We start from the raw sequence: 18,534 nt of genomic DNA, 5'->3' as shown, positions 1-18,534 counted from the left end.
TTTCCCGTACGGCGCCCGGGGCGTCGGCGCCCACTTCCCGCTCGCATTCCTGAGATTGGAGGAACGGGCCGGTGACCGGTCAACCGGGCACCACCGTCCCATCACCCATCATGCAGACCACCGACAACAGCCTCACCTGGCTCCTCAAGAGCCTCCTGGAGCGCACCCGTGGCACCCGGCACGCTCTCGCCCTGTCCCGCGACGGCCTGAAGCTCTGCTGGACCGAACACCTGACACTCGACCAGGCCGACCAACTCGCCGCCATCTGCTCCGGCATCCAGGCCCTCGCCCAAGGCGCGTCCATGGAGTTCGGCGACGGCACCGGCGGCGTCCGGCAGTCCATGACCGAGTTCCACGGCGGCCTGCTGTTCATAGTGGAGGCCGGAGAGGGAGCGCATCTGGCCGTCCTCGCCGAGGAGGACGCCGACCCCGGCGTGGTGGGCCACCAGATGTCGGAGCTGGTGGAGCAGATCGGCGAGCACCTGCGCGCCGAGCCCCGAGAGCCCGTTCCGGGAAGTGCCGCGTCGTGATGCGCAAGCCCGTGGACACCGGTGACCCCGACCGGCTCTACACGGTCACGGCCGGCCGGAGCCGCGCCGACGAGTCCTTCGACCTGGTCACCCTCATCGTCAGCGAGTGCCGGCCCACCGCGGGAATGCAGTCGGAGCACGCCCGGATCCTGGAGCTGTGCCAACACCCCACGGCCGTCGTCGAGATCGCCGCGGAGCTGAAGCTGCCGATCACGGTGGTGCGGATCCTGCTCGGCGACCTGCTCGACACGGGCCGCATCACCGCCCGCCACCCGCGTGCGGCGCGGTCCGTCGCCTCCCTCCCCGATTCCGCCCTTCTCAAGGAGGTGCTCCATGGGCTCCGCAACCTCTGAGCTGCCCTCCCACCGCACGCCACTGGACGACGCGGCGGAGACCGGCCTGAAGATCGTCATCGTGGGCGGTTTCGGTGTCGGCAAGACGACCCTGGTCCGCTCGGTGAGCGAGATCCGGCCGCTGAACACCGAGGAGGTGATGACGCAGGCCGGCGTGGGCGTCGACGAGACCAGCGCGGTCGCGACGAAGACGACCACGACGGTGGCGTTCGACTTCGGGCGGATCAGCCTCAACGAGCGCATGGTGCTGTACCTGTTCGGCGCGCCGGGCCAGGAGCGCTTCTGGTTCCTCTGGGACAGGCTGTTCTCCGGGACGCTGGGCGCCGTGGTGCTCGTGGACACGCGCCGGATGAACGACTCCTGGTACGCGATCGACCGGCTGGAGCACCACAGGACGCCGTTCGTGGTGGCCGTCAACCGGTTCGACGACGACACCAACCGGTACTCCCTGGAAGAGATCCGCCAGGCGCTCGCGCTGCCCGAGCACGTGCCGATGCTCGACTGCGACGCGCGGGTCCGGCAGTCCGGCAAGGATGTGCTGGTCACCCTCGTGGACCACCTGTACGAACTGGCCATGGCCCAGGAGGCGACACCGTGACCGACCCCTCTTCCGCGCAACCGGCTCCGCCGGGCTGCCCCGCCCACCACGCCGACGCGGTGCGCCTGGGAGGCCTCGAGTACCAGCAGACCCCGTCGCAGCTGTACCGCGCGCTGCGCCGCGAGCACGGCGCGGTCGCGCCGGTGCTGCTCGACGGGGACATCCCGGCCTGGCTGGTGCTCGGCTACTCCGAGGTCACCTACGTGACCAGCCACGACGAGCTGTTCGCACGGGACTCCCGGCGCTGGAACCAGTGGGAGAACATCCCGGCGGACTGGCCGCTGATGCCGTACGTCGGATACCAGCCGTCGGTGCTGTTCACCGAGGGCGACGAGCACCGGCGGCGGGCCGGGGTGATCACGGAGGCGCTGGAGGGCGTCGACCAGTTCGAGCTGGCCCGCAACTGCCAGTTGATCGCCGACCGGCTCATCGCCGACTTCGCGGGCAGCGGCCAGGCGGAGCTGATGACCGGTTACGCGCACGCCCTGCCGATGCGGGCCGTGGTGCAGATGTGCGGGATGCCGACCTCGGGTGAGGACACCCGGCAGCTCGTCGAGGACCTGCGGATCTCGCTGGACGCCGCGGAGGGCGACGACCCGGTGGCGGCGTACGGGCGCGTGGGCGAGCGGCTGCGGCAGCTGGTGAAGGACAAGCGGGTCAGCCCCGGTCCGGACGTCACCTCGCGCATGCTGCTGCATCCGGCGGGGCTGACGGACGAGGAGATCGTCCAGGACCTGATCTCGGTGATCGCCGCGGCGCAGCAGCCGACGGCGAACTGGATCTGCAACACGCTCAGGCTGCTGCTGACGGACGAGCGGTTCGCCGTGAACGTGTCGGGCGGCCGGCTCAGCGTGGGCGAGGCGCTCAACGAGGCGCTGTGGCTGGACACGCCGACGCAGAACTTCATCGGGCGCTGGGCCGTTCGGGACACCCAGCTGGGCGGGCGGCAGATCCGGGCGGGCGACTGCCTGGTGCTGGGGCTGGCCGCGGCCAACACCGATCCGCAGATCTGGCCCGATTCGCACGTGGGCGCGGAGAACGCCGCGCACCTGTCGTTCAGCAACGGCGAGCACCGCTGCCCCTATCCGGCACCGCTGCTGGCGGACGTGATGGCGCGGACGGCGGTCGAGACGCTGCTGGAGCGGCTGCCCGACCTGGTGCTGTCGGTGGAGCCCGAGGAGCTGTCCTGGCGCCCGTCGATCTGGATGCGGGGGCTGACGGCGCTGCCGGTGCAGTTCACACCGGTGGTGCACTAGGGCGGCCGCCTGGCGGTGGTGCTACAGGGCGGGCGCCTGGTGGTGCCGTGGGGCGGGCGCCCGACAGCGTGGTGGACGGCGCCTGGTGACGCGGCGGCGCGGGCGGGCACATGGGCCCCTGGGTGGGGCCCATCACCTCGGCGGTGGTGCCGGTCGGGCGGTCAGGCGGTCACGGGCGTGAACCGCACCGGCAGGCGCTGCGGGCCGCGGGTGAAGACGCCCTCCTCCACCGGGTCGAAGCCGTCGGCCAGGCGCATGTCGGGCATGGCGTCCAGCAGTTGGCCGACGCCGATCTCGACCTCCGCCTTGGCGAGCAGCGCGCCTACGCAGAAGTGCCGGCCGAGCGCGAAGGCGAGGTGGTCGGCGGCGGCGGAGAAGGCGGTCGTGGTGGTGAGGTCGTCGCGGAAGATGTCGAAACGGTCGGGGTCGCGGTAGCGGCTCTCGTCGCGGTTGGCGGCGCCTATCAGGCAGGTGACGGTGACGCCCGCGGGTATGGTCCCACCGCTGAGCTTCACCTCGGTCGCGGACTGCCGCATGATCATGTGGACGGGCGGGGTGTAGCGCAGGGTCTCGGCGAAGGCCCGCGGGATCAGGTCGCGGTCCGCGCGGACCGCGGCGAGCTGGTCGGGGTGGAGCAGCAGGTTCGCGAAGATGCTGGCGATCGCCTTGTCGGTGGTCTCGCCGCCCGCGGCGAGCAGCAGGCTGCAGAACGCCTTGATGTCCTCGTCGCTCATCCGCACGCCGTCGACCTCGGCGGCGCACAGCGTGGACAGCAGGTCGTCGCCCAGGTTCTCACGGCGTTCGCGGATGATCGGCAGCATGTACTCGGCGAACTCGACACGGGTCCGCTCGCCCGCGGCGGCCACCTCGGGGTCGCCCGAGAGGTTGCCGAGGAAGGCGATGACGGACGTGTACCAGCGGTGGAAGCGCGCGTGGTCGGCCTTGTCGAGGCCCAGCATGTCGGCGATCACGTTGACCGGGAAGCGGGTGGCGTAGTCGTTGACCAGGTCGGCGGAGCCGGAGTTCCGGAAGGCGTCGATCAGTTCGCGCGAGTTGCGCTCGATGACGGGCAGGAACTTCTCCTGGAGGTCGGCGCCGCGGAAGGCTGGAGCCACGAGGGCGCGGCGCACGGCGTGCTCACGACCGCTGAGCTGGAGGATCGTCTTGCCGTGCACGGGCTCGATCTGCCAGTCGTAGTTGTCGGTGGTGAACTCGCCGCTCTTGTCCTTGAAGACGCGCTCGACGTCCTCGTAGCGCGAGATGATGTAACTCTGCGTGGCCTCGTGCCAGATGAGGGGCGCGGTGTCGCGCATCAGACGGTACGCCGGGTAGGGGTCAGCGGCGAACTCGGGCGAGAGGATGTCGGGCACCTGCTGCGCGGTGGACATGGGGCTCCCTCAAAGTCAGTGACTGGCTTACGCCACAAGGTAATTGATCAACCATCAACCAAGACAGCCCCCACCGTCTCACCGGCCGCCCCATGAACACCCGTTGGCCGAAAACCATGCCGTGAACGTGGCCGAAGTGGCCAGGTCGTGGCGTTACGGCAGCTCGACGGGGCCGTACGGGGCGACGGACCGCCGGGTCCGCAACACCCAGTACCGGTCTCCGTACGACCAGTGCCACCATGCGGTCGGGTGGTTGACCAGCCCGGCCGCGGACAGCGCGGCACCGAGGACGGCCCGGCTCGTCCTGGCCGGGACGCGGCTTCTCAATTGCCGGACGTCACACGGCCTTTGGACGTGAGGGTTTCGGTCGGTTCGAAAGGCCCGCTGCCGCGCTGTATGGCGCAGTCGGCCGGCGGGCCGGTCATCCCCCGGTCGAGGTGCCGGCGCAGGGTGAGGGCGTCGTCCGCCAGGACGGTGAGCAGGGTGGCGGTGGGGGTGAGGCGCATGACGGCCGTGTCGGCGTCGGCGTCGGCGTCGGTGGGGGTGGGGGTGAGGGTGGGGGTGGGGGTGGGGTTCGGGCGGGTGTCGGGCGGGCTGTCGGGGGCGATGACGAGCAGGGTGCCCAGGGCTCGGTGGCCGCCGGTCACGGCTGGGCCGTGCCAGCCCGGGACGTCGGGGCCGACGGCGAATTCCTGGTCGTGGAGGGGACGGCCGGCGAGGGTCACCCGGAGGCGCTGGTGGACCGTGCCCGGGGTCTCGCCGTGGCGGCCCAGGAGCAGTTCCTCGCGGGCGAGCAGGCGGGCCCCCGGCTCCAGGGCGATGCGCGTCGTGGCGTGGTGGTCGCAGCGGCCGGCGGCGATGACCGGTTCGGGCAGCCAGACCAGGGTGCCGGCCGGCGCGACCCGCAGGTGGGTCTCGGTGCGTGAGGGACGGCCGTGCGGCCCCGGCAGCACCAGGGTCGCCGCCACGCTGCGTACGACGAGCGCCGCGCCCGCCGCGACCTCGACGTCCAGCCGTAGGTGGTCCCCGCCGATCGGGCCCGCGGCCGCGGCGGCCAGCGCCACGTGGGCGGCGCCGTGCGGGTTCCACCGGCCCGACGGCTCGACGGCGGCGGTGGGGCGCAGGACCAGTGGCGCGTCGGAGCGGAGCCGGCTGATCCGGGTCCTGACCCGGCCGGACCGGTCCCGGTCCGCCGTCACCTCGAGGCGGGCGTGGGCGCGCATCACCGGGCGGGAACGCCGAGGCACTGCCGCACCCACGCGGCGACGTCGGCCGCGGTGGGGTCCCGGACCAGGGAGGTGAACAGCACGGGCAGGCCACCGCGCTTGGCACGGGCGTCGCGGTCCATGACGGCGAGGTCGGCGCCGACCTGCGGCGCCAGATCCGTCTTGTTGATGACCAGCAGGTCGGCCGAGGTGACACCCGGGCCGCCCTTGCGGGGCACCTTGTCCCCGCCGGCGACGTCGATGACGAAGATCTGGTGGTGGACCAGTCCGCGGCTGAACGTGGCGGTGAGGTTGTCCCCGCCGCTCTCCAGGAGGACGAGGTCGAGCGGCGGCAGGGTCGCCTCCAGCTCCTCCACGGCTTCGAGGTTGGCGGAGATGTCGTCCCGGATCGCCGTGTGCGGGCACGCCCCGGTCTCGACGGCCCGGACCCGTTCGGCGGCCAGTACGCCGTTGCGCAGCAGGAAGTCGGCGTCCTCGGTGGTGTAGATGTCGTTGGTGACCACGGCCAGGGAGAGTTCCGGGGCCAGTGTGCGGCACAGCGCCGCGACCAGTGCGGTCTTGCCGGAGCCGACTGGGCCGCCGATGCCGATGCGCAGTGCCCGGCCGGGTCGGCGGGGCAGGGCTCCCGTCCCCCGCCCGCCGGCGTGCGGGTGATCGTGGGAGCGGGCGGGTCGTGGTGTGGGGTCAGGACGCAAAGAGACGCACCTCCCAGGCGGCGTGGTGTTCGGCACGGATGTCGAGGAGAGGTCCCGCGCGGGACGGCAGCGCCTCGGGTGCCGTGTGCGCGTGGCGCGCCGCCTCGGCGGCGACGGCGGCGATCCGTGGTCCCAGCCGGGCGACCGTGGCGTGGACCGCGAACGGGTCGAGCCCGAGCAGCCGCACGGCGGCCGTCGCCGGGGTGAGTACCGCGTCGTGGGCGGCGGCCAGCGCGGCGGCGTCCGGACCCAGGCCCGCCGCCGCGGCCACCGCGCCCAGGGCCACCGGCTGATGGGGGCCGTGCCGCGGCGCGGCGCTCAGTTCGTCCAGGCGGGGGTGGGGCCAGATCGTACGGCCCGCCCGCAGCAGTTGGCGTCCCAGGCGGCGGGAGGCGGTCCGCAGCGCCGGTGACGGGGTCCTCGCGGCGAACTCGCGGTCCAGCGTCTCCAGCGCCTCCACCACCTCGGTGGCCCGGCGGCCCGTACCGCCGAAGACGGCACACGCAGCAGCCGTGAACGCGGCGGTCACCACGCCGGTCGTCGCCAGGCGTCCCCGCAGGAACTCCTCCAGCGCGGCCAGGTCGTCCACGCCGTCCAGGGCCGCCGCCGCCTCCAGACCGCCGGAATGGGCGTGCCCGCCGGAGGGGAAGCGTCCGTCGGCGAGCAGCAGCAGCGCCGGCAGCGTCGCCTGCGGCTGCCGGTCCTGTGATTCCTGGGATTCCTGGGCGTTCATCGGAGGGGCTGGTGGCGGGGGGTCAGAAGAGGAAGTAGCGCTGTGCCATCGGCACTTCGGCCGCGGGCTCGTGCTCGATCAGCTCGCCGTCGACCCGCACGCTGTACGTGTCGGCGTCGACCTCGATGCGTGGAGTGGCGGTGTTCTCCGGAAGGTCCCGTTTGCCGCGGCCGCGTACGTTCTCCACGGCCACGAGCCGCCGTCGCAGCCCCAGGCGGTCGGCGAGCCCGTCCTCGACGGCCGCCGGCGCGACGAAGGCGACGCCGCTCGCGGCGGCGGCCGGGTTGCCCACGTTGAAGCCCAGCCGGTTCAGCACCGGTTGGGGCGTGGGGATCGACGCGTTCGGGTCGCCGAGGGCGGCGCTGGCGGCCATGCCGGCCTTGAACACGACCGTGGGCCGGACCCCGAACAGGGCGGGCTGCCACAGCACCAGGTCGGCCAGCTTGCCGGGCTCCACGGAACCGATCTCGCGTTCGAGGCCGTGGGCCACCGCCGGGCAGATCGTGTACTTGGCGACGTAGCGGCGGGCCCGCTGGTTGTCGGCCCGGCTGTCGCCGGGCAGTGAGCCGCGCAGCTCCTTCATCCGGTGGGCGGTCTGCCACGTCCGCGTCACGACCTCCGCAACCCGGCCCATCGCCTGCGCGTCCGACGACATGATCGAGAGCGCTCCGAGGTCGTGCAGCACGTCCTCCGCGGCGATGGTCGTGGGACGCACCCGGCTCTCGGCGAACGCGAGGTCGTTGGGCACCTGCGGGTTGAGGTGGTGGGCCACCATCACCATGTCCAGCGCCTCGGCCACCGTGTTGACGGTGAACGGGCGGGTGGGGTTGGTCGAGGCGGGCAGTACGTTCGGCTCGCCGGCGATCCGGATGATGTCCGGCGCGTGGCCGCCGCCCGCGCCCTCGGTGTGGTACGCGTGGAACGTCCGGCCGCCCACGGCGGCGAGCAGATCCTCCACGAAACCCGCCTCGTTGAGGGTGTCGCTGTGAATCGCGACCTGCACCCCGGCCTGGTCGGCCACGGTCAGCGCGGCGTCGACCGCGGCCGGGGTGGCGCCCCAGTCCTCGTGCACCTTGAACCCGCCCGCGCCGCCGCGCAGTTGCTCCCACAGAGCCTCGGGGGACACGGTGTTGCCACGGGCCAGGAACAGCACGTTCAGCGGCCAGGGCTCGCAGGCCTCCAGCATCCGCCGCAGCCACCAGGCGCCCGGCGTGGCCAGGGTCGCCTTCGACCCCTCGGTCGGCCCCGTGCCGCCGCCGACGAACGTGGTGGTGCCCGCCGCGAGGGCTTCCTCGAACATGTCCGGGCCGACGAAGTGCACATGGGTGTCGACCGTGCCCGCCGTCAGGATCAGCCCGTTGCCGGCCGCGATCTCCGTGGAGGGGCCGATGACGAGGCCGGGGTGGACCCCGTCCATGGTGTCGGGGTTGCCCGCCTTGCCCAGCGCCACGATCCGGCCGTCCCGGACGCCGACGTCGGCCTTGACCACTCCCCAGTGGTCCAGGACCACCGCGCCGGTGATGACCAGGTCCGGTGTTCCCTCGCCGCGGGTGGCCCGCGACTGGCCCATGGACTCCCGTACGGATTTGCCGCCGCCGAAGACGGCCTCGTCACCGCCGCCGCAGAGGTCCCGCTCGACCTCGATGAACAAGTTGGTGTCGGCCAGGCGGACACGGTCCCCGGTGGTCGGTCCGAACGAGGCGCCGTACTCCCGCCGGCTGATCTCAGCCATCGAGTTCACCTCCGCACAGACCCCGCAGTCCGGCCACGATCCGCCGCCCCCCGATCGGGACCAGCTCCACCTCCTCCACGGCCCCGGGCTCGAAACGCACCGAGCCGCCCGAGAGCACATTGAGCCGGCGCCCCCACGCGGCCTCGCGGTCGAACTCCAGCGCGGCGTTGACCTCCGCGAAGTGGAAGTGCGAACCGACCTGGACGGGCCGGTCGCCGGTGTTCTCCACCCGCAGCCGGGTGACCTCCTTGCCGGCGTTGATCACGACCGGGTCGTCGCCGTAGAGCACTTCGCCCGGGATCAGGGGCTCGTCGGCCTCCGGCCGTCCCCCCGTGTAGTGCCGCCGGGCCGCCTGCCGCGCCCCGGTCCCGCTCCGCCGTGGCGGGCTGGGGCTGCCGACGCCGCTGGAGGGGTGGAGCACCGAGCCGTGCTGGTCCTGCCTGCCGGGGTCGTCGCTGGGATGCTCGCCGCTCTTCATGATCATGAGATCGGCCCCGTCACCGTGATCAGCTTCGTGCCGTCGGGGAAGGTCGCCTCGACCTGCACCTGCCCCAGCATCTCCGGCACCCCCTCCATCACGTCGTCGTGTCCGAGCACCGTCCGTCCGGACTCCATGAGTTCGGTGACCGTACGGCCGTCGCGCGCACCCTCCAGCAGGAACGACGTGATCACCGCGGTGGCCTCCGGCAAATTCAGCTTCAGGCCCCGCTCCCTGCGCTCCTGGGCCAGCTTCGCCGCCGTGTAGATCATCAGGCGCTCACGCTCGTGCAACGTCAGAAGCATCGGCCGTCTCCACGGGGTGAGGGGAAGAACCACGCGCTCTTGCAGTTAATCCCAAACGTGCTCCCGTCGCAGAGCGAGAACTCGCCCAGGGTGACGATCAGCGGGCCCCTCCGACGCGTCGGACGTCCTCCGCGCGCACACCGCCGGCCTGGGCGTCCGCCACGGTCGCCCGACGCGGCCGGCCGTGCAGGGTCAGATAGAAGATCTGGAGGGAATCCCGTGCTCCGCCCGTCTCGAAGCGGTTGAGGACCTTGCCCAGCGGGTTCCACAGACGCCCGTCCTGCATGCGGACGCCGACCGGCTGGCCGAAGTAGGCCCGCAGGTCGGCGTCGAAGTCCACCCAGGTCGCGCCGGCGTGGCGGACCAACACCTCACCCACGTACGCTCCGAGGCCGAGCAGCGGCCCGCGTACGCGCTCGCGCGAAGCACCGCCCTTGCGCATGCCGTCGATCAGGAAGTCGACGATCCGCAGACTCGCCACGGAGTAGTCCAGAGGCAGCCGGCTGCGCCCCGTGAGACGGGCGACCAGGGTTGCCGCATGCAGGTGCATCCCCTCCGCTTCCGGGTTGCTCTCGTCGGCCTCGGCCATGGAATCCCACCCCTTCGCTTGCTGTGGGGGCCTTGACGGGCTCCCCGGTTAGCAAGCGGATTCCATCGCCGGAACGTCACGCGACGCCGGTACGACGACCGGTGCCGCCGCCCCGGCCGACGGGGACGGGCCGGCCGATGGGAGGCGGGGCGGCGGCGCGGCCGGGCGGGGCGGGCGGGTCAGCGCGTGGCGTAGCGGGACTGTCCGGCGGCGGTGCGGATGCCCGGCAGTGCGGAGTAGAGGGTCTTGCCGGGACAGAGGGTGGCGTAGCCGTCCCGGTGGCCGGAGACGGTGTTCAGGACGGCCTTCTGGCCCGTCTTGTACACGCCGGTGTCGCCGGCCGCGGTGAGGGTCACCTTGGCCTGCGGGTCGACGCCGTCCAGACCGAGCTTCCAGGCGGCGAGGTCGGCGATGGCCTGCTTGGCGGCGGCGGTCGGGGTGCCGCCGTTCTCGTAGTCGCCCAGCAGGGAGATGCCCGCGGAGTCGCCGTTGAAGCCGTAGGTGTGGGCGCCGCGCACCCGTTGGCCGACGCCGCCGGCGCGACCCTCGAAGACGGTGCCGCACTTGTCGACGAAGAAGTTGTAGCCGAGGTCGTTCCAGCCTTCGGTGCGCACGTGGTAGACGAGGATCGCGCGCATGATGGCGGGTGAGTCGGCGCAGCTGTAGTCGTTGGTGCCCGCGGTGTGGTGGACGAAGACGGCCTTCACCTTGTCCAGGTACTCGGGCGGGTCCTCGACCAGGGACTCGTCGGCGCCCCAGGTGGCCCGGTCGACGATCGCGGGGGCGGCGGGTCCGGTGGGTGCGGTCGGCGCCGTCGTCTCGGGCGCCGGGGAAGCGGGCGGCTGGGAGGCTTCGCCCGTGGGCGGCGCGGCCGATTCGGCCGGCTCCGGCCGGGTGCTGTCGCCGGGGGCCGGGGAGTCGCCGGAGTCCGCGGGGCCGGTGGGCTCCGAGCCGGCGGTCGGCGGTGTGTCCGAGCCGGTGTCCGAGGTGGGTGCGGGCGCCCCGGTGGTGGGGTCGGCGGGGCCGGTCGGCTCCGGTGTCTTCCCGCCCTCGTCGGTGGGGACCTCGGCGGTGGGGGAGGGGGCCGTGTCCGAGGAACCGTCGCCGGCTCCGCTGGTGGGCGTGGCGGACGAGGCGGTGTCCGGTGGGGTGTCGCCGGGCGCGGAGGTGGGGTCGGGGGAGGACGGCTGTTGCGTGGGGGCCGCGGTCTCGCCCGCGGAGTCCCCTGGCTTTGTGCCACCCTTGCCGTTGCCGTTGCCGTTGCCGTTGCCGTTGCCGTTGCCGTTGCCGTTGCCGTTGCCGGTGTTGCCCTGGCCTTGGCCGTTGCCCTTGTTCTGGCCGTTCCCCTGACCCTGGCCGTTCCCCTTGTTCTGGCCGTTCGCCTGGCCCTTGCCCTGCGGGGCGGTGCCGGGGTCGATCAGGTCGAGACGCAGTCCGTCGGGGACGGTGGTCTGCTTTCCGTCGGCCGTGACGCGTGCCTCGACCGCGTCGGACGGGCCCACCCACAGCGGTTCGGAGGCGCCGCGGGTGCCCGGGGCGCGGCCTTCGTCGGTCTCGGGTCCGACCGTGTCGAAGTCGAGGTCGCGCCAGTCGGTCCACCCGCCGCCGGCGGCGGCGCGGGTACGTATCTGGGCGGTGCCGTCGAAGGTCCTGGCGCGGTCCTTCCAGGAGACACCGATCAGGGAGAACGCCTTGGTGTCGGTGCGGGGAAGGGCGCGCTTCGAGCTGTCGGAGCCGATGAGCGCGATGGTGTCCGCCCTGGCCGGCCGGGCTTCCGTGGCGCCCGTGCCCGAGGAGTGATCGGGGGTCAGGACCACGGCGGCCGTGGCCAGACCCGCGCCGCCGATCACGGTGGCACCGACGGCCAGCCAGACCCGGCGTCTGCCGGCACGTGCGCGGCGGGAACGGGAACTTGAGGAGCTCATGGTCTTCCCTCGGTGGTGTCGAGTGCGTGCTCTTCGCGATCAGGCAGCGCGCGGGGAATGCCGGTCGGCGGATTCGAATGCGACGCGGCTCGACGACGTGCCGTCGTCATTTCCGTCCTCTCGCACATGCCCTTTCGCTGTTGCGTAAGCCGGCGTTTATACCCGGCACGGGAACGGCTGTCCAGCGAACGGAAGTAACGGACATTCGGCACTCCTGCTTCGTTCGGAGTGTCAGTGAAGCCAGTCAAGTGCCGGTAATGTCCGGTCACTTGACGAGGCATCCGTGGGATGACTAGAAATCCGGGCGCGGCCGCCCGTGGCGTTGACCGCCGGAATCACGGAGCGGAAATGCGTCGCAGGGCGCGAGGTGATCTGGAAAAGGGGGATCCAATTCCCGGAACGCGGAATTCATGGTTCCGGAGAATCCGGCGACGAACGGCCGATCCGCGTCACTCCGTGGCGAGCGGGATCCGGAGGACTTCACCAGGCTCGACAAGGGCCAACCTGCGCTAAAGTACGTCAAATTCGGGCTGTTTCACCCCTGGGAGACTCCCGTGGCTCAGCAGGAGCGTGCCATCCGGACCCGCCGTGCGGTGCTCGACGCGGCCGCCGCGGTCTTCGCCGAACGGGGTTACGCCGCGGCCACGGTCGCCGAGATCCTCAGCCGGGCCAAGGTGACCAAGGGTGCCCTGTACTTCCACTTCGACTCGAAGGCCTCCCTCGCCCGGGGCGTGCTCGCGGCGCAGGCAGGCATCGAGCACCATGTGCCCCGCGAACTCAAGCTCCAGGAATGGGTGGACGCGGGGATGACGCTCGCCGCCCGCCTCCCCGGGGAACCCCTGCTCCTCGCCGGTGTGCGGCTCGCCGTCGATCTCCAGGGCCGTGACGTCTTCGGCGGCGTCTGGCCCGCCTGGACGCAACGCACCGCGGACTTCCTCGAGGAGGCCAAGCGCCGCGGCGAAGTGCTGCCGCACGTCGTGCCGGAGACGACCGCGCACCTCTTCCTCGGGGCCTGGATCGGCGTCCAGTTCGTCTCCCAGGCGGTCGCCGGATGGGCCGATCTGGAGCGGCGGATGGCCGATCTCTTCGAGCACGTGCTGCCGGCCATCGCCACTCCGGCGGTACTGGCCCGGCTCGACACGGCTCCCGATCGGGGAAGCCGTGTCATCGCCGAGGCGGTGTCGGAGGCGGTGTCGATGTCGGTGTCGGAGGCCGTGCCGGTGACCGCCGTGGCCGCCGGCGGCGGCTGAACGGCGGGGCGTCCGCCGCTCGGCCGGTCGGAACCGGTCAGTTGGAACCGGTCAGCTGGAACCGGCCGGTCGGAACCGTTCCGGTCAGGCCTCCCCGCCCGGCCCCAGTGACCGCTGCTTGACCCGCTCCAGATGCCGGGTGAAGACCTCCCGGGTCCGAGGGGTCAGGGTGCGCAGGGCCACCAGAGCGGTGATCACCACGTCGCACAGTTCCGCCTCGACGTCGTCCCAGGTGTGGGTGGTGCCCCTGCGCGGGTTCCGGCCGGTCGCGCCGATCACCGCCTGGGCGACCTCGCCGACCTCCTCCGACAGCTTCAGGACCCGGGGCAGTACCGCCGCCTCCCGGCCCTCGTCGAGGGGACGGTGCCCGTCCAGCCAGGCCCACAGGTCGTCGACGGTGGACCAGATGTCCTCGGGCGGTGCCGGCGCGGTGCCGGGGTGCTGATCGCTCATGCAGCGCAGCCTGCCACGACCGCCGGCTCCTGTTCCGGGCCCTGCGGCGGTCCGCCATGGCCGTCGGACCTGTTCCCGCCCGCGCCGCGGCCCGCCACGACCGCCGTGTCCTACTCCTCGAAAAGCGCCTCCTGCTCCCCCTCCTTCTCCCTGCGGAGCCGCCGCACCCGCGCGCCCAGGACCACGGACGTCGCCGCGGCCACCGTCGCGAACGCCGCCGGGACCATCCAGCCGCGGTTGACGGTGTGTCCGAGGGCGTGGTCCACGGAGAGCCGGCCGGGGCCTGTGATCGCCAGGCCCGCGGAGGTCAGACCCAGCGAGGCGGCGTACTCGTAGCCGCCGCTCTGGGCGAAGAAGCCGCTGGGCGCGTGCACCGCCGCCGCACCCGCCATCGCGCCGGCCGCAGCCGCGCCCGCGGCCGGGGTCGCCAGGCCCATGGCCAGCAGCAGACCGCCGCCGGCCTCCGACAGCCCGGCCGCCATCGCGCTCGCCTTCCCCGGCCGGTATCCCACGGATTCCATGAACCGCCCCGTCCCCTCGATCCCGCCCCCGCCGAACCAACCCAGCAGCTTCTGCGCGCCGTGCGCGGCCAGCACACCGCCGGTACCCAGCCGGAGCAGCAGCAGGCCCAGATCGCGTCGGTCGTAACAGGTCACGGTGACTCCCCAGGCAGACGGCGGAAGAACAGCGGCATCGGACTCTTTCCGGGTGTCCACCGTCGCACCGACCAGGCCCGCCGGGCCCGTCCTGCGCTCCGTTCGGGTGGCGGGGTCCGGGGACCGGTGTGACGCTGGCCGACATGACGATTCAGACCGCCAGACTGAGCGACCCGGCCGTCCGTGCCTTCGTCACCGCCGTCAACGCCCACGACCGCGAGGGTTTCATGCAACTCCTCGCGCCCGGCGCGACCATGGCGGACGACGGAACCGACCGCGATCTCGCCGAGTGGATCGAGGAGGAGATCTTCTCCACGCACGGCCACATGGAGGTCGACAAGGAGTCCGCCGGCGGCCGCGCCCTCCTGGCCCGCTACTGCAACGACACCTGGGGCGAGATGCGCACCCGGTGGTCGTTCACCATCGCCGGCGACGGCCGGATCTCGCGGTTCGAGACCGGCCAGGCGTAGAGCGCCAGGAATCCCCTCCCCTACAGGGAGGGGAGCAGTCAAAAGGACGCGGCGACGCGGCGGCGGGGGGCGGGGAGCCGACGTCCAGCCGGCGGTGAGCGCAATCCGACAGGGCATTCGGTGACCTGTCCTTTGATCATCTTTTGATCAGGCTTTGAGGACATGTCGCGCACGGGGTCGGGCTGGCTTTGTACGGTCCCCGGGTGCGTGATTCCTCTCGGTCCCCCCACCTGTCCCGGCGTTCCCTGCTCACCCTGGCCACGGCCGCCCCGCTGACCGCCATGACCGCCACCGGCCCGGCCACGGCCGCCACCCCGGCCCGCTCCGCGACCCCCGCCCGCGCCGCCACCGTGATCGGCGGCGAACGGCTGGCCCGTCCGGGGGTGCAGGTGAGCGGCGCCACCGGCCTGCCCGGCCGCCTCACCGCCCGTGCCTGGCTCCTCGCCGACTGGGAGACGGGCCACGTGCTCGCCGCCCACCGCGCGCACCAGCCCCTCGCGCCCGCCTCCACGCTGAAGATGCTGTTCGCGGACACGGTGCTGAGGAAGTTCCACCGCGCCGAGCGGCACACCGTCACCGACGCCGAGCTGGCCGACATCCCCACGGGCTCCAGCCTCGTCGGGATTCAGGCCGGGACCACCTACACGGTGGAGCAGCTGTGGCAGGGCGTGTTCCTGCGCTCGGGCAACGACGCCGTGCACGTGCTCGCCCACATGAACGGCGGGGTGGCGAAGACGGTCGCCGAGATGCAGGCCAGGGCGGAGGACCTCCAGGCCCTGGACACCCACGTGGTCAGCCCCGACGGCTTCGACCACCCCGGTCAGCTGTCCTCGGCGTACGACCTGACGCTGATCGCCCGGCACGGGCTGCGCAACGCCGACTTCCGCGGCTACTGCGGCACGCACGACGCCGACTTCCCGGCCGGCCGGAACAAGAGCTTCCAGATTCAGAACACCGACCGCCTGCTGACCGGCGCGTGGGGACTGAGGGCGTACAAGGGCCTGATCGGGGTGAAGAACGGCTACACCAGCGACGCCGGAAACACCTTCACCGGCGCGGCCGTACGCGGCGGCCGGACCCTGCTGGCCACGGTGCTGAACCCCGCGAACGGCAGCAACGCCGTCTACGAGGAGACTGCCGCCCTGCTCGACTGGGGCTTCGGACAGGGGCGTTCCGCGCAGCCCGTCGGCACGCTGGTCGAGCCGTTGAGCGAGGGCGGGGCGAAGGCGGACGCGGGTGCCCCGCCTGGGAAGCAGGCCGCACCGGCCGCCGCCGGGCCGCCGGGCGCGGCGGCCGACCGCCCCTCGGCCTGGCGGCTGCTGGAAGGCGCGGGCGGGACGGTCGCGCTGCTGGCCGGCGGTATGTGGGCGCTGCGCCGGCGCCGGGCCGCGGCCGCCGGCTCCGGAGGCCGCCACCGGCGCTGAGCCGCAGTCGTCCGTGCGGCAGCCGTCTGAGTTGCAGTCGTCCGTGCGCAGCCGTGTGAGCCGCCGTCGCCCGTGCCGCGGTCGTGTGAGCCGCAGTCGCCCGTGCTGCAGTCGTCCGTGCGGCAGCCGTGTGAGCCGCCGTCGCCCGTGCCGCGGTCGTCCGAGCCACAGCCGTCCGTGCGGCAGCCGTTCCACGCACCGGTGCGCACCCCGCGGTCCCCCCGCGGGGTCCACCCCCGACCGGTGCCGTGGAACGGCTGCCGCCTCCCCCCTGAGATGTGGCTCTGGGCCCGGCCGGCGGAAGCGAGCCGCTCCAACTGTGAAGCTCTGATGGAGGAGATGTCGAGCATAGGTGGACTACCGGCCCGATGGTGCGGAGTTGGGATTCCGTTTGTGCAGATTGCCCGTCGGTGGCCCGTTCCGCCGTCCGTCCCGGCCCGTTCGGCTCCGTTCCGGGCCGCTCAGCCCCGCCCCACGTACGGCATCGTCGTCGCCAGCACCGTCGCGAACTGCACGTTCGCCTCCAACGGCAGCTCGGCCATGTGCCGCACGGTGCGCGCCACGTCGGCGACGTCCATCACCGGTTCCGGGACCACCTCCCCGTTGGCCTGGAGGGCGCCCGACTCCATCCGGGCCGTCATGTCGGTGGCCGCGTTGCCGATGTCGATCTGCCCGACCGCGATCCGGTACGGCCGCCCGTCCAGGGAGAGCGCCTTGGTCAGGCCGGTCAGGGCGTGCTTGGTGGCGGTGTAGGGCGCCGAGTGGGGCCGGGGCGTGTGCGCCGAGATCGAGCCGTTGTTGATGATCCGGCCGCCCTGCGGGTCCTGCTCCTTCATCTGCCGGTATGCCGCCTGCGCGCACAGGAAGGCCCCGTTGAGGTTGGTGTCCACCACGTGCCGCCACGCCTCGTAGGACAGGTCCTCCACCGGCACGCCGCCCGGCCCGAACGTGCCCGCGTTGTTGAACAGCAGGTCGACGCGCCCGAACCGCTCGACGGCGGCGGCGAACAGCGCGGCCACGTCCTTGGGCCGGGCCACGTCGGTGCGTGCGGCGAGGGAGGCGGCCTCCGGGGCGAGCGACGCCGTCTCCTCCAGCGTCTCGGGGCGCCGCCCCGCCAGGGCCACGGACCAGCCCGCGCGCAGCAGTTCCACGGCGACGGCCCGCCCGATGCCCGAGCCGGCGCCGGTCACCACGGCGATCTTCGATTGCCTGTCGGTCATGGCACCGGAGCGTACGAGGACGGTCCGTCACGCGGAATCCACTGTCCGCCATACGGATGCCCGCCCCGTGCCGAGTGGCTCAGGCGAGCGCGGGCTCCCGGTCCTGACCGGCCTCCGGTCCGCCCGCCTCCCCCGGATACCGCACGCCGATCCGCTCCCGCACCGTGTCCAGCGTCCGCATCACCGCCAGGGTGCCCTCCAGTGGTACGAGCGGCGACTCCGTCTCGCCGGCGCGCAGGGCCCGCATCACCTCCAGCGCCTCGTGCCGCAGGCTGGTGCGCGGACCGTCGGCCGGGTCCGCGGTGAACTCCTCCGGCTCACGCCCGTGCCGGCGCAGCACGAAACGCTCCGGGTGGAAGAAGCCTGAGGGCACGTCGATCCGGCCCTTGGAGCCGGTGACCGAGGCGCAGGTCGCCGTGGAGCCCGTGATGGAGCAGTGCAACTGGGCCAGCGCGCCGCCGTCCCAGGAGAGCAGCGCGCCGGTCTGGAGGTCGACGCCCTCCGCGGACAGCACCGCCCTGGCCGTCACGTCCGACGGCTCGCCGAGCAGCAGTTGCGCGAACGACACCGGGTACACGCCGAGGTCGAGCAGCGCACCGCCGCCGAGGTGCGGGTCGCGCAGCCGGTGCGAGGGCGGGAAGGGGCCGGCGAGCCCGAAGTCGGCTTGAACGGTGCGTACTTCGCCGATCGCGCCGTCCTCGACCAGTGCCTTCAGGCGCCGTACCAGTGGATTGCAGTACATCCACATGGCCTCCATCAGGAACCGGTCGTGCTCCCGGGCGAGCGCGACGAGTTCCAGGGCCTGCCGCAGGTTCAGCGTGAACGGCTTCTCGCACAGCACGTTCCGCCCGGCCTCCAGGCACAGGCCGGCGGCCGCCCGGTGGGCCGCGTGCGGGGAGGCGACGTAGACGACGTCGACGTCCGGGTCGTGGGCGAGCGCCTCCCAGTCGCCGTAGGCCCGCGGGATCCCGAACCGTTCCGCGAACGCCCTCGCCGGCTCCTCGGCGCGCGAGGCCACCGCCACGACCTCGGCGTCCGGCAGGTCCACCAGGTCCGCGGTGAACGCGGCCGCCATCTGGCCGGTCGCCAGAATCCCCCAGCGCACCGTCTGTCCCGCCACCCCGGACACTTCCGACATCCCGGACCCCACCCTCGCTCGCGCGTTCCTCGGCTCGGTGTACGAGCTGAGAGCATAGGCGGCGGATCAGACGGAGAGGGCCGGAGAAGGCCGAAGACGGCCGGAGAAGGTCGAA

General features: G+C 72.6%; 21 protein-coding genes. 7 read left to right on the top strand and 14 right to left on the bottom strand.

The genetic code is table 11. The annotated features are described in order from the left end of the window. Positions 1–110 precede the first annotated feature (110 nt). From ACIQMV_RS04040 to ACIQMV_RS04025, 4 genes are read left to right on the top strand one after another with little or no spacing between them, the layout of a single operon-like run. On the top strand, positions 111–530 hold the full coding sequence (locus ACIQMV_RS04040) for a roadblock/LC7 domain-containing protein (protein ID WP_172632983.1): 420 nt from the start codon (positions 111–113) through the stop codon (positions 528–530). Then, positions 527–883, top strand: a complete 357-nt coding sequence (locus ACIQMV_RS04035) for a DUF742 domain-containing protein (RefSeq protein WP_141361373.1) — start codon at positions 527–529, stop codon at positions 881–883. The genes ACIQMV_RS04040 and ACIQMV_RS04035 overlap by 4 nt, the downstream gene beginning before the upstream one ends. Next, positions 864–1,481, top strand: a complete 618-nt coding sequence (locus ACIQMV_RS04030) for an ATP/GTP-binding protein (protein WP_141361375.1) — start codon at positions 864–866, stop codon at positions 1,479–1,481. The genes ACIQMV_RS04035 and ACIQMV_RS04030 overlap by 20 nt, the downstream gene beginning before the upstream one ends. Continuing rightward, positions 1,478–2,737, top strand: a complete 1,260-nt coding sequence (locus ACIQMV_RS04025) for a cytochrome P450 (RefSeq protein ID WP_141361377.1) — start codon at positions 1,478–1,480, stop codon at positions 2,735–2,737. The genes ACIQMV_RS04030 and ACIQMV_RS04025 overlap by 4 nt, the downstream gene beginning before the upstream one ends. 161 nt (positions 2,738–2,898) lie before the next feature. On the opposite strand, the gene ACIQMV_RS04020 is transcribed toward ACIQMV_RS04025, so the two are convergent. From ACIQMV_RS04020 to ACIQMV_RS03975, 10 genes are all read right to left on the bottom strand, one after another. Further along, on the bottom strand, positions 2,899–4,125 hold the full coding sequence (locus tag ACIQMV_RS04020) for a cytochrome P450 (RefSeq protein WP_401771378.1): 1,227 nt from the start codon (positions 4,123–4,125) through the stop codon (positions 2,899–2,901). Between the two features lie 153 nt (positions 4,126–4,278). Beyond that, positions 4,279–4,452: a hypothetical protein gene (locus tag ACIQMV_RS04015; RefSeq protein ID WP_402590932.1), complete on the bottom strand. Its 174-nt coding sequence runs from the start codon at positions 4,450–4,452 to the stop codon at positions 4,279–4,281. Next, positions 4,449–5,372, bottom strand: coding sequence for an urease accessory protein UreD (locus ACIQMV_RS04010; RefSeq protein WP_402590930.1), 924 nt, complete (start codon positions 5,370–5,372; stop codon positions 4,449–4,451). Before ACIQMV_RS04010 ends, ACIQMV_RS04015 begins: the two co-directional genes overlap by 4 nt. Beyond that, the gene (ureG, locus tag ACIQMV_RS04005) at positions 5,348–6,046 is read right to left on the bottom strand and encodes an urease accessory protein UreG (RefSeq protein ID WP_402590928.1); all 699 of its coding nucleotides are present in this window, start codon (positions 6,044–6,046) and stop codon (positions 5,348–5,350) included. Before ureG ends, ACIQMV_RS04010 begins: the two co-directional genes overlap by 25 nt. After that, on the bottom strand, positions 6,036–6,779 hold the full coding sequence (locus ACIQMV_RS04000) for an urease accessory protein UreF (RefSeq protein WP_402590926.1): 744 nt from the start codon (positions 6,777–6,779) through the stop codon (positions 6,036–6,038). Before ACIQMV_RS04000 ends, ureG begins: the two co-directional genes overlap by 11 nt. A 22-nt stretch (positions 6,780–6,801) precedes the next feature. Continuing rightward, positions 6,802–8,511: an urease subunit alpha gene (locus tag ACIQMV_RS03995; protein WP_402590924.1), complete on the bottom strand. Its 1,710-nt coding sequence runs from the start codon at positions 8,509–8,511 to the stop codon at positions 6,802–6,804. After that, entirely contained in the window at positions 8,504–8,995 is a 492-nt protein-coding gene (locus ACIQMV_RS03990) for an urease subunit beta (protein WP_308789473.1), read from the bottom strand. Before ACIQMV_RS03990 ends, ACIQMV_RS03995 begins: the two co-directional genes overlap by 8 nt. Further along, positions 8,992–9,294, bottom strand: coding sequence for an urease subunit gamma (locus ACIQMV_RS03985; protein WP_141361387.1), 303 nt, complete (start codon positions 9,292–9,294; stop codon positions 8,992–8,994). The genes ACIQMV_RS03990 and ACIQMV_RS03985 overlap by 4 nt, the downstream gene beginning before the upstream one ends. 97 nt (positions 9,295–9,391) lie before the next feature. Next, entirely contained in the window at positions 9,392–9,883 is a 492-nt protein-coding gene (locus ACIQMV_RS03980) for a hypothetical protein (RefSeq protein ID WP_402590921.1), read from the bottom strand. A 179-nt stretch (positions 9,884–10,062) separates the two neighbouring features. Further along, entirely contained in the window at positions 10,063–11,808 is a 1,746-nt protein-coding gene (locus tag ACIQMV_RS03975; protein WP_402590920.1) for an N-acetylmuramoyl-L-alanine amidase, read from the bottom strand. 554 nt (positions 11,809–12,362) lie between these two features. Here ACIQMV_RS03975 and ACIQMV_RS03970 point away from each other — a divergent pair. Then, positions 12,363–13,058 (top strand): ScbR family autoregulator-binding transcription factor, encoded by a 696-nt coding sequence (locus tag ACIQMV_RS03970; protein WP_402590918.1) that lies wholly within the window; start codon positions 12,363–12,365, stop codon positions 13,056–13,058. Between the two features lie 84 nt (positions 13,059–13,142). Here the strand turns inward: ACIQMV_RS03970 and ACIQMV_RS03965 are convergent, their stop codons facing one another. Together ACIQMV_RS03965 and ACIQMV_RS03960 are read right to left on the bottom strand one after the other, a co-directional pair. Beyond that, positions 13,143–13,511, bottom strand: a complete 369-nt coding sequence (locus ACIQMV_RS03965; RefSeq protein ID WP_402590916.1) for a MazG-like family protein — start codon at positions 13,509–13,511, stop codon at positions 13,143–13,145. Between the two features lie 110 nt (positions 13,512–13,621). Continuing rightward, on the bottom strand, positions 13,622–14,167 hold the full coding sequence (locus ACIQMV_RS03960; protein WP_402590914.1) for a DoxX family protein: 546 nt from the start codon (positions 14,165–14,167) through the stop codon (positions 13,622–13,624). A gap of 143 nt (positions 14,168–14,310) precedes the next feature. On the opposite strand from ACIQMV_RS03960, the gene ACIQMV_RS03955 reads away from it, so the two are divergent. After that, positions 14,311–14,637: a nuclear transport factor 2 family protein gene (locus ACIQMV_RS03955; RefSeq protein ID WP_141361403.1), complete on the top strand. Its 327-nt coding sequence runs from the start codon at positions 14,311–14,313 to the stop codon at positions 14,635–14,637. Positions 14,638–14,840: 203 nt separating this feature from the next. Next, on the top strand, positions 14,841–16,061 hold the full coding sequence (locus ACIQMV_RS03950) for a D-alanyl-D-alanine carboxypeptidase family protein (protein WP_402590912.1): 1,221 nt from the start codon (positions 14,841–14,843) through the stop codon (positions 16,059–16,061). Positions 16,062–16,522: 461 nt separating this feature from the next. On the opposite strand, the gene ACIQMV_RS03945 is transcribed toward ACIQMV_RS03950, so the two are convergent. Continuing rightward, on the bottom strand, positions 16,523–17,281 hold the full coding sequence (locus ACIQMV_RS03945) for an SDR family oxidoreductase (RefSeq protein WP_402590910.1): 759 nt from the start codon (positions 17,279–17,281) through the stop codon (positions 16,523–16,525). A 79-nt stretch (positions 17,282–17,360) separates the two neighbouring features. Beyond that, complete coding sequence (locus ACIQMV_RS03940; protein ID WP_402590908.1) at positions 17,361–18,419, bottom strand: Gfo/Idh/MocA family protein; 1,059 nt, start codon at positions 18,417–18,419, stop codon at positions 17,361–17,363. Between the last annotated feature and the right edge of the window lie 115 nt (positions 18,420–18,534).

This window comes from Streptomyces sp. NPDC091412, assembly GCF_044756885.1.
Lineage (GTDB): Bacteria > Actinomycetota > Actinomycetes > Streptomycetales > Streptomycetaceae > Streptomyces.
The sequence above is the reverse complement of the archived record's forward strand: the minus strand, read 5'-3'. Positions and strand labels throughout refer to the sequence as shown.